The following is a 10,729-nucleotide window of genomic DNA, read 5'->3' as shown; positions in this document are numbered from 1 at the left end:
CCGGGCAACACCGGTGCGGCGGACAAATCCCCGGAGCCGGCCGCGACATCCACCGCAGCCGCGGGGGCTGCTGTGAGCGCCGCACCGACCGCCACGACCGGCGCCGCCCCGACCACCACGGCGCCCGCCGCCCCTGCGCGGCCCGTGGCCGCGGCTCCCGCGCAGGCCCAGGCCCCCAAGGCCGAGTCCCAGGCGCCGGCCGCCGCCCCCGCCGCTCCGGCGAAGCCCGCCGCGGCGGCCCCCGCGGCGGCCAAGGCGGCACCCGCAGCCCCCGCCGCCAAGCCCGCGCAGGCACCGGCCGAGGAGCCCACAGGCCCCGAGTACGTGACGCTGCGCGGCCCGTCGGCCGCCGTCGCGAAGAACATGAACCTGTCGCTGGAGCTGCCCACGGCCACGTCCGTGCGCGCCGTCCCGGTGAAGCTGCTCTTCGACAACCGCATCGTCATCAACAACCACCTGAAGCGGGCGCGCGGCGGCAAGATCTCCTTCACGCACCTCATCGGGTACGCGATGGTGCAGGCCATCAAGGCCATGCCGTCGATGAACTACTCCTTCACGGAGAAGGACGGCAAGCCCACCCTGGTCAAGCCGGAGCACATCAACTTCGGTCTGGCCATCGACCTGGTGAAGCCGAACGGCGACCGCCAGCTCGTCGTGGCGGGCATCAAGCAGGCCGAGACGCTGAACTTCTTCGAGTTCTGGCAGGCGTACGAGGACATCGTCCGCCGCGCCCGCACCAACAAGCTGACGATGGACGACTTCACCGGCGTCACCGTCTCGCTGACCAACCCGGGCGGCCTCGGCACGGTGCACTCCGTGCCGCGTCTGATGCCCGGTCAGTCGGTCATCATGGGCGTCGGATCGATGGACTACCCGGCGGAGTTCCAGGGCACCTCGCAGGACACCCTGAACAAGCTGGGCATCTCCAAGGTCATGACGCTGACCTCCACGTACGACCACCGGGTCATCCAGGGCGCGGCCTCCGGCGAGTTCCTGCGGATCGTCAGCCAACTGCTGCTCGGCGAGAACGAGTTCTACGACGAGATCTTCCAGGCGCTGCGGATCCCGTACGAGCCGGTCCGCTGGCTCAAGGACATCGACGCCTCGCACGACGAGGACGTCACGAAGCCCGCGCGGGTCTTCGAGCTGATCCACTCCTACCGGGTGCGCGGCCATGTCATGGCCGACACCGACCCGTTGGAGTACCGCCAGCGCAAGCACCCCGACCTGGACATCACCGAACACGGGCTCACCCTGTGGGACCTGGAGCGGGAGTTCGCGGTCGGCGGCTTCGCCGGTCAGTCGATGATGAAGCTGCGCGACATCCTGGGCGTGCTGCGCAACTCGTACTGCCGCACCACGGGCGTCGAGTTCATGCACATCCAGGACCCGAAGCAGCGCAAGTGGCTCCAGGACCGTATCGAGCGCTCCAACTCCAAGCCGGAGCGCGAGGAGCAGCTGCGGATCCTGCGCAGGCTCAACGCGGCCGAGGCGTTCGAAACGTTCCTGCAGACCAAGTACGTGGGCCAGAAGCGGTTCTCGCTGGAGGGCGGCGAGTCCGTCATCCCGCTGCTCGACGCGGTCATCGACTCGGCGGCCGAGTCGCGGCTCGACGAGGTCGTCATCGGCATGGCCCACCGCGGCCGGCTCAACGTCCTGGCGAACATCGTCGGCAAGTCGTACGCGCAGATCTTCCGCGAGTTCGAGGGCAACCTCGACCCGAAGTCGATGCACGGCTCCGGCGACGTGAAGTACCACCTGGGCGCCGAGGGCACGTTCACCGGTCTGGACGGCGAGCAGATCAAGGTCTCGCTGGCCGCGAACCCCTCGCACCTGGAGGCGGTCGACCCGGTCCTCGAAGGCATCGCGCGCGCCAAGCAGGACATCATCAACAAGGCGGGCACGGACTTCACCGTGCTGCCCGTCGCGCTGCACGGCGACGCGGCCTTCGCGGGCCAGGGTGTCGTCGCCGAGACGCTCAACATGTCGCAGCTGCGCGGCTACCGCACCGGCGGCACGGTGCACGTGGTGATCAACAACCAGGTCGGCTTCACCGCCGCCCCGGAGGCCTCGCGCTCCTCGATGTACGCGACCGACGTCGCGCGCATGATCGAGGCGCCGATCATCCACGTCAACGGTGACGACCCGGAGGCGTGCGTCCGGGTCGCGCGGCTCGCGTTCGAGTTCCGTCAGACGTTCAACAAGGACGTCGTGATCGACCTCATCTGCTACCGCCGCCGCGGTCACAACGAGGGCGACAACCCGCAGTTCACCAACCCGCAGATGGTCACCCTGATCGACAAGAAGCGCTCGGTGCGCAAGCTCTACACCGAGTCGCTCATCGGTCGCGGCGACATCACGCTGGAAGAGGCCGAGCAGGCGCTCCAGGACTTCCAGGGCCAGTTGGAGAAGGTGTTCGCCGAGGTCCGCGAGGCCACGTCGCACCCGGCTCCGACCCATGTCCCGGACGCCCAGGCGGAGTTCCCGGTCGCGGTCACGACGGCCATCTCGCAGGAGGTCGTCAAGCGGATCGCCGAGTCCCAGGTCAACATCCCCGACCACATCACGGTGCACCCGCGGCTGATGCCGCAGATGCAGCGGCGCGCGGCGTCGGTGGAGGACGGCACGATCGACTGGGGCACCGGCGAGACGCTCGCCATCGGCTCGCTGCTGATGGAGGGCACCCCGGTCCGCCTGTCGGGCCAGGACACCCGCCGCGGCACGTTCGGCCAGCGCCACGCGGTGCTGGTGGACCAGGAGACCGGCGAGGACTACACCCCGCTGCTCTACCTGGGCGAGGACCAGGCCCGTTACAACGTGTACGACTCGCTGCTGAGCGAGTACGCGGCGATGGGCTTCGAGTACGGCTACTCGCTGGCCCGCCCCGAGTCGCTGGTCATGTGGGAGGCCCAGTTCGGCGACTTCGTCAACGGGGCGCAGACCGTCGTCGACGAGTTCATCTCGTCGGCGGAGCAGAAGTGGGGCCAGACCTCGGGCGTCACGCTGCTGCTGCCGCACGGCTACGAGGGCCAGGGCCCGGACCACTCGTCCGCGCGCCCCGAGCGCTTCCTCCAGATGTGCGCGCAGAACAACATGACGGTCGCCATGCCGACCCTGCCGTCGAACTACTTCCACCTGCTGCGCTGGCAGGTCCACAACCCGCACCACAAGCCGCTGGTCGTCTTCACCCCGAAGCTGCTGCTGCGGCTGAAGGCCGCGACGTCGAAGATCGAGGAGTTCACCACCGGCGGTTTCCGCCCGGTGATCGGCGACTCGATGACCGACGCGGGCACGATCAACCCGGCGGACGTCCGCAAGGTCGTCTTCTGCGCGGGCAAGGTCTACTACGACCTGGACGCCGAGCGGCAGAAGCGCGGGCTGACGGACACGGTGATCATCCGGCTGGAGCGGCTGTACCCGCTGCCGGGCGCGGAGCTCCAGGCGGAGATCGCGAAGTACCCGAACGCCGAGAAGTACCTGTGGGCGCAGGAGGAGCCGGCGAACCAGGGTGCGTGGCCGTTCATCGCGCTCAACCTGATCGACCACCTGGACCTGGCGGTCGGCGCGGACATCCCGCACGAGGAGCGGCTGCGCCGTATCTCGCGCACCGCGTCGTCGTCGCCGGCGGTCGGTTCCGCCAAGCGGCACCAGGCGGAGCAGGCGCAGCTGTGCGCCGAGGTGTTCGACGCCTGACGGAGGCTGTGACACGTAAGCAGAGGGGCCCGGCACCGCGCGGAAGCGGTGCCGGGCCCCTCCGCGTAAGCGGTGGACTCAGCCCAGATACGGCTCGAAGTCCCAGTAGGGCCGGACCCGTTGGCGCGCCGACAGGGTGTGCTGGTGCTGCGCGCCCATCGTGCGCGTCAGCTTCTGCAAGGCGTCCTCCTCGACCTTGTCCGCCTCCTCGCGCTGCTGGAGCGCCCGCAGGTCGGCCGCGAGCGCCGTCTGGCTGGAGAGCGTCATCGGGTGGTCGTCGCCCAGCGCGGCCCGGGTGCGCCGCAGCGTTTCCCGGCTCAGCTCGGCGGCCTCCTCCAGCCGGCCGGTGAGGTTGCGCCCGCCCGCCGCGTTCAGCGCGCAGCCCAGCGTCCACGGGTGGTCGTCGCCGAGCAGGGTGCGCAGTCCGGTCAGGGCCTGCTCGAAGAGGACGAGCGCGCCGTCCCTGTTCCCCTCGGCCTGCATGAGGAGGCCGACGTTGGACTGCATGCCGGTCGGTACGGGGTGGGCCTGGCCGACCAGGGCGCGGTAGGTGTCCTCGGCCTCGGTGAGCAGATCCCTGGCCTGGCCCAGATCGCCGTGCACGCGCAGGTAGTTGCCGTAGTCGGTGACGAGCATCAGGTTGTTGTGGTGGCCCTTGCCGTACACCCGCTCGTGGCGGGCGAGCAGGTCGGCCATCAGCGGACCGATGTCCTCACCCTTCGTGCCCGCCCTGCGCCGGCACAGGACGAGGTTGTGCTGCGCCCACAGCGTCTGCGGATGCAGCTCGCCCAGGACCTGGATCTGGGTGCGCACGCCCAACTCCTGGCGGGCCAGGGCGTCGTGGTAGCGGCCGAGGAGCCGCAGGTCGCGGGCGCAGGCGTTGACCGAGTGCAGCGTGTCGGGGTGCCGGGCGCGCAGCACGGCCTCGCGTTTGCGCAGGGTGTCGAGGTCGATCTCGTACGCCTTGTCGAACTGGCCGAGCAGCCGCAGGGCCACGCCCATCTGGTGCTGGGCGCGCAGCGTGGTCCACTCGTCGGCGCCCAGCAGTTCCCGGCCGACGTCGACCACGTCGCGCTGGAGCCGGTACGCCTCCGGGTAGCGGCCGAGGAACCGCAGGTCGGAGCTGAGGCCGCTGTTGGCGGCCATCAGCCTGATCGGGTCCGGTTCCGGCTGGGCCAGCAGCAGTTCGAGCACGGAGCTGTCCCGGTCGTACGCCTCGTGGAACCGGCCGCTGGCGCGCAGGATCACCGTGGTCCGCGCGGCGAGCTCCAGCATGTACTCGGAGTCGGGGGCGAACAGGTCGACCCACTTGTCGCGGACCCGCCGGGCCAGGTCCATGCCGACGGTGTACTCGCCGCTCATGTAGCAGTACCGCAGACAGCCCAGGACGAGCTGGACGGTGCGCGCGTGGGTGCTCTCCAGCGCGCCCGAGAATTCGAGCTGGGGCAGGATCTCGGCGTACCGCGGCCAGCTCCTGCTGTCGGAGGGGTCGCCGGGGTCGCTGCCGACGAGGACCTGGCGGACCACCCCGCGGTGGATCTCGCGGTCGTCGCCCGCGGTGAGCCGGCTGACGATGCCGTGCACGACGCGGTGCATGTGGACGGACTCCTGGCGGGGTCCGGCCTCGCGGCCCTCGGAGACGGAGGCGCTGCGGGAATCCTTGGTGATGACCGAGTAGTTGGCGAGGGTGTCCAGCGCGCGCGGCCAGTCCGGGGTGTTGTCGGCGATCCAGCGCAGCTGTTCGGGAAGCTCTCCGGGGGCCACGCCGCGCACCAGGCCGATCGGGATCCGGCCGGGCGCGAAGCAGGCGCACAGCTTGAGGAGTTCGAGCGCGCGCGGCTCGGACTCGCGGACCCGGTTGAAGAGCATCGACCAGGAGGTGAGCGAGGAGCTGGGGTAGTCGCCCAGCTCGGACACCTCGTCCAGGGGGTTGATCTCACCGCTGTGGACCTTGTCGAGATACTCCGGTACGGGCATCCGCAACTCGCCCAGCAGGGCCGCCGCGTGGGCCATCTGGAGCGGCAGGTCCTGGAACTCGACGGCGACCGCGTCGGCCTCCGCCGCCGTGATGTGCGGGGCCCTGCGCATCAGATAGCCGGTCGACTCCGCGCGCCGGAAGACGGGCACCTCCACGACGTCGCCGACGGTGCGCCAGCCGTGGTTGCGGGAGGTGATCAGCACATGGCCGGTGCCGCCGCGCGGCAGGATGGCGGCGGCCTCCTCCACGTCCTCCCAGCCGTCGAAGATCACCAGCCAGCGGCTGTGCGGGTCGCCCCGGCGCAGCGCGTCGCGCACGGCGCGGATCCGCTCGCCGGGCTCGGAGCCGCTGCGCAGCCCCAGCGCCGGTGCCAGCTCGCCGTACCGGTCACGCTGGGTGCCCCGCTGGTCGGAGTTGACCCACCAGACGACGTCGTAGTCGGGGCTGAAGCGGTGGGCGTACTCGGCGGCGAGCTGCGTCTTGCCGATGCCCGACATGCCGACCAGCGCGCAGACGGACGCGCCTGGCTCGACGTCGGTGAGGGATTCCTGGACGCGGTTGAGCAGATCCTCGCGGCCGGTGAAGCGCGCGTTACGGCGCGGCACCTCGCCCCAGACGGCGGGCGGGTCGCTGGGGTAGCGGGAGGGGGAGGGCACCGCGTCGGTGCGCGGTGCGCTCGGTTCGAGGGAGAGCCGTACCAGCAGGCGCCGTTCGGCTTCCTGTTCGCCGATGCCCCACAGGTCGACCGGTTCGAGGACGGCGGTGGCGGGCAGCAGCGCGCGGTTGGTCAGGTTGACGGCGGCGAACCGGTCGGCGTTGGCCGCGACGAAGCCGCGCAGCACGTCGTTCCAGTCGCCCTCGCGCCGTGGTCCCAGCTGGAAGAACCAGTCGCTGAGCACCAGCAGGACCCGGCCTCTGGCCAGCAGCAGGTCACCGAGCGCGTCCTCCAGCGCCTGGTCGCGGTCCGGGTCCCAGCGGTGCGACGTGACGCGATGGCCGTGGGCTTCGAGCCGGCGTGCGATCCAGGTGGCCCACGGCCGGTGATGGCCCGGGAAGGCGACCACGAAATGCTGGGACTCCTGATCCGGGCCGCCGTCCCCCGTCAGGTGCCGCTGAGCGACCATGCGCGCGTCTCCTCAATCATCGAGCTGCGCCATTCCCTGACGGCGCGTCTGAAAGGTTACCGAACGTCACCGTCACCGGACAGGGAATCGGACAGTGCGTACGGGCTATTCGAGCCCCTGCCCAGCGAGGTCAGATGCTGTTTCATCGACACGGTGAACCGCACGCCGTGCTCGGTGAGTTGGTGGCTGTCCAGCAGCACGGTGAGCGCGTCGGCGACCTGGGCCCGGTACTCCTCGCGGCGTGCGCGGGCGACGTGCCGGGCGGCGGGGGTGGCGCCGGGGCGCTCGGCGACGCGCGACCAGAGGTCGGCGAGGGCGAGATGCGCGTAGGTCCCCTGGAGCACGCCGTCGAGCGGGCGCGGGTCCTTGCGCCACGGAACGTGGTGGACGGCCGAGCCGTCGGCGTGGTGCAGCGCGACGAGGTCGGCGAGGACGGCGAGCTTGCTGTGGGCGAGTTCGTGCACGAGCACCTCGGCGAACCGCCGCGCGGTGTCGGGCAGCGCGGTGTGTACGGCCCAGGGGGCGGCCCGCAGCGTGCCGCTGGAGGCGCCGCCGCCGGCGGGGGTCATCGGGACCACGGACCGTACGAGCCGGGTGACTTCGGCGGCGCGCCAGGGGTCGGCGGAGGCCAGGAGGGCGACGGCCGCGCGCCAGCGCGTGAGCCAGGCGGCGCGGTCGGGGCGGGGCGCCGCGTCGGGGACGAGGGTGTGTCCGGTGCCGAGGTCGTCGAGCCGGCCGGCGCTGCCGGGCAGCACGGCCAGACAGCTCCAACCGGCCCCCGCTCCGCGGCCGTCGGGCCGCAGGAACACGGAGCGGGCCGAGTTCCCCACGGGGGTGAGCAGGGTGCCGTGCGGGCCCGAGCGGACCCGTACGCGGGCCGCGCGGGCGTCCTGGGCGCCGACGCCGGGCAGCACGAGCCGCCCGCCGGCCGTGGGGAGCACGGTGTCGAGCCGGGCTCCGGTGCGCAGCGCCGTACCGACGGCGATGCCGCCGAGGGGGTGGAGGGCGGCGGTGAGGCCGTCCGGTCCGGGTGCGTTGAGCGCGTCGACGATCCAGCCACCGACGGCGGGGTAGTCGAGAAGGCGTCGGGCGGCGGCGGGCGCGGGTGACTCGGCCAGCTCCAGGAGGCGCCAGTCCCGGTCGAACGCGGCGCGGGCGGCCGGCGGCAACTCGCCCCGGCCGACACGGGCGAGGAGGGCTTTGAACAGGACGAGCCGGCGGCTGTGCAGTGCGGCGTGCAGCAGGTCCAGGTCGCACGAGCGCTGGCGGGTGGCGGCGATCCGCAGGAGGGTGTCGGGCGGGACCCTGAAGGCCCCAGCAGCCGGAGCCATTACCTCCGCTCCGCTGCGATACTGGCCGAATCCCGCTGTCGGGTCCGCCGGTTCACTCCGAGTCTTTCCACATGTCGGTGAACGAGCCTGGGCAGCGGAGCACGTCCTCGACGGCCGCGGTCAGCGCGGCGTCGTCCAGGTACGGAAGGGTGCGCAGATCGACGCCGGTGAGATCGGGGAGCACCGGACTGCCCGGAATCCCACCGACCTGCGCCGCGGATCCGGCCACACGTTGCTCCAGCACGCCCTGCTCCTCCCAGTACCCCCGATGCCCCCGACGCCTGTGCTGAAAGTCCCGCCCGGCTCAGGGCGCGCGACCCGCGCGGCAGGGCGTGAGCCCTGCCCGGCGGGCGGAGGACGCTACTTTCACCACACGCCTCAGGAGGCGATGCCGTGAGGGTTCTACTTCCCGAGGGTCACGATTCGGAAACCCGTTCGCCACACGGGTAGTTGGTGTTCCGGCCGCCGGAAGCGCCTTCGTGGCCCCCTGCGGGGAGCGCATACCAGGCGCGCGGGTGCACACCCCGGTCGCGCACGCCCGGCCTCCTGACGCCCGGCCCCGTGACGCCGCCCGCCAGGCCGGGGCGATGTCGCTCGGGCCCGACGGCCCGGACCTGGCAGGGCGCGGGAGGTACCTCGTACGCGTACCCCCGCCACGCCGTGTGGCGTGCGCGTACGCCGGGCGCCGCGCCGCGTCAGGGCCGGTCCAGTGCCGCCGCCCGTTCGCGGGTCGCCCGGGCCTCGGACTCCGGGATGGGGGTGCCCTGTGCCGTCAGGGCGCGCCAGTGGCGGTCCGCCGCGCGGTAGTCGGCCAGGGCCGCGAAGGGGCGGGCCATGCGCTCGTACAGCTCGCCGCGGCCGTGCAGAGCGCGGGCCGCCGTGAGCGAGGGCGGTTCGGTGATCTCCCGCAGCGCGCGGCCGTAGTCCGACTCGACCGAGGCGAGATGTGCCTGCGGGTCGGGCAGTTCGAGGCGCGCGCCCGCCAGCGTCAGCCAGGCGCGGGCCCGCGTGGCCGGGTCGGCGGCGCGGCGGGCGGACAGCTCCAGCAGGTGGCAGCCCTCGTACACGTCGGGCAGGAAGCCGCCGCCCCCGCGGTTGTCGCGGAAGCGGTCCAGCAGGGCCGTGCCGAGCAGCAGATGGAGGTGCCAGCGCAGCGGCGCCTTGGACGTGACGTTCGTGAGGGCTTCGCGCAGGATGCCTTCCGCGCGGTCGGGCCTGCCGGTCTCGACGAGCAGCATCTCGCCCCATTCGGCGAGGAGTTCGCACCGTTCGTGGCTGTCGCGCGGTGCGCTGCGCTCGGCCCGCCGGTACGCGGTCGCCGCCGCCTCCCAGTCCCGTACCTCGCGGTGGATCCGGGCCCGCTGGAGGCGGGTGCGCAGCAGCAGCCGGGCGCTGTCCTCGGCCGCCGACTCGGCTGCGTCGTTCAGGGCGAGCAGCTCCGCCGTGTCGTGCCCGCGGGTCAGCCGCAGCGCGGCCACGAGGTCCAGGAGCGCGCCGGCGCGGCGGTGCGGCGGCGCCTCCAGATCGTCCAAGAGGCCGATCGCGAGGCGCAGTTCGGCCGCCGCCGCGGTGGCGGTCTCCTCCCGTTCGGGCTCCGTCCTCGCGAGGTCGAGCAGCACCCGGCCCATCCGCAGCCGGCGCGCCGTCTCGGTGGTGAGGTCGGCCCCGTCGGGCATCTCGGCCAGCCCGGCCACCGCCGCGCGCAGCCACCGGGTGTCGTGGTCCTGGCGCCACAGCTCGTGCCGGACGTCCGCGCGGGCGACCGCCGTCGCCGCCTCGTGTCCGGTGAGCAGCCCCTCCGCGCGTAGCAGCATCCGGCGCGCCCCGGCCGGATCGCGGCGCGCCTCCGCCGTGTTGGCGCGGGCGAACAGCACCCGGCCGAGCAGATGCCGGGAGCGCGCGTCGCCGTCGGCGGCCAGCGCGGCCTCGGCGAGCGCCTGCGCGTCGAAGAGCATCTGCCGGTCGCGCCGGTCGCGCCACAGCCCGAGCAGCCGCTCCACCTCGTCCAGCCTGCCGGGCACCGGCCGTACGGGCCGGTACCAGCGCACCACACGCGCGGGGACCTGCGCGAACAGCTCCTCGTCGGCCTGCGGCCCGCCGTCCGGGTCCTCCGGCACCGCGGACTCGCCGGTGTCCTGCCCCTGGAGCCGGGCGACGGCCAGCGCCGGGAAGTTGCGCATGCCCTTGCCGAAGCGCCGGGTGACGTACTCCGACAGGTATTTGAGGACCAGTTCGGCGGCGCCCCGGTCGAGCATCTCCAGCAGCAGTTCGCGCACGCCGGGCGCGAAGTCGTAGCGCGGTCCCGGTACGTCGACGGTGTCGGGCAGCCGCTCAAGCAGCCCGCCGAGAAGCACTTCGGCCAGCTGCATGGGGCCGGTGTCGGGAAGCAGCGCCTCCTGGACGAGCTGCATGACGGGCAGATAGAGCGGTACGGCCGCGAGATGCACGGCCAGTTCCAGCGCGCCGGGCGACGCGCCGGAGCGGAAGTCGCGCAGCCGCGCCTGGGGAGTGCGCGCCCCGGCGTACGGCCCCGATGCCGACTGCGCCGGGTGCTGCGCCAGCACCCAGCTCGCCGCGCCGCGCATCGTACGGGTGCCGGTGCC

General features: G+C 72.5%; 4 protein-coding genes and 1 pseudogene. 1 reads left to right on the top strand and 4 read right to left on the bottom strand.

The window, feature by feature from the left end; genetic code table 11:
- The coding region (locus BHU15_RS07600; RefSeq protein ID WP_069626470.1) for a multifunctional oxoglutarate decarboxylase/oxoglutarate dehydrogenase thiamine pyrophosphate-binding subunit/dihydrolipoyllysine-residue succinyltransferase subunit at positions 1-3,693 on the top strand (3,693 nt) is incomplete at its 5' end.
- Positions 3,694-3,771: 78 nt separating this feature from the next.
- Here the strand turns inward: BHU15_RS07600 and fxsT are convergent.
- The 4 genes and pseudogenes from fxsT to BHU15_RS40015 form a co-directional block, all read right to left on the bottom strand.
- Positions 3,772-6,795, bottom strand: a complete 3,024-nt coding sequence (gene fxsT, locus BHU15_RS07595; RefSeq protein ID WP_069626469.1) for an FxSxx-COOH system tetratricopeptide repeat protein — start codon at positions 6,793-6,795, stop codon at positions 3,772-3,774.
- A gap of 56 nt (positions 6,796-6,851) precedes the next feature.
- Positions 6,852-8,126, bottom strand: coding sequence for an aKG-HExxH-type peptide beta-hydroxylase (locus BHU15_RS07590; protein WP_069626468.1), 1,275 nt, complete (start codon positions 8,124-8,126; stop codon positions 6,852-6,854).
- Positions 8,127-8,178: 52 nt separating this feature from the next.
- On the bottom strand, positions 8,179-8,370 hold the full coding sequence (locus tag BHU15_RS07585; protein ID WP_023538705.1) for an FxSxx-COOH-like cyclophane-containing RiPP peptide: 192 nt from the start codon (positions 8,368-8,370) through the stop codon (positions 8,179-8,181).
- A gap of 451 nt (positions 8,371-8,821) precedes the next feature.
- Positions 8,822-10,729: pseudogene (locus BHU15_RS40015) on the bottom strand (tetratricopeptide repeat protein); the annotation flags it as partial.

Source organism: Streptomyces niveus (genome assembly GCF_001723055.1).
Lineage (GTDB): Bacteria > Actinomycetota > Actinomycetes > Streptomycetales > Streptomycetaceae > Streptomyces > Streptomyces niveus.
This window is presented reverse-complemented; position numbering and strand designations above follow the sequence as displayed.

Coding starts and splice junctions, on each gene's coding strand:
- fxsT (WP_069626469.1), bottom strand. CDS start 6,795: ATGGTCGCTCAGCGGCACCTGACGGGGGACGGCGGCCCGGATCAGGAG.
- BHU15_RS07590 (WP_069626468.1), bottom strand. CDS start 8,126: ATGGCTCCGGCTGCTGGGGCCTTCAGGGTCCCGCCCGACACCCTCCTG.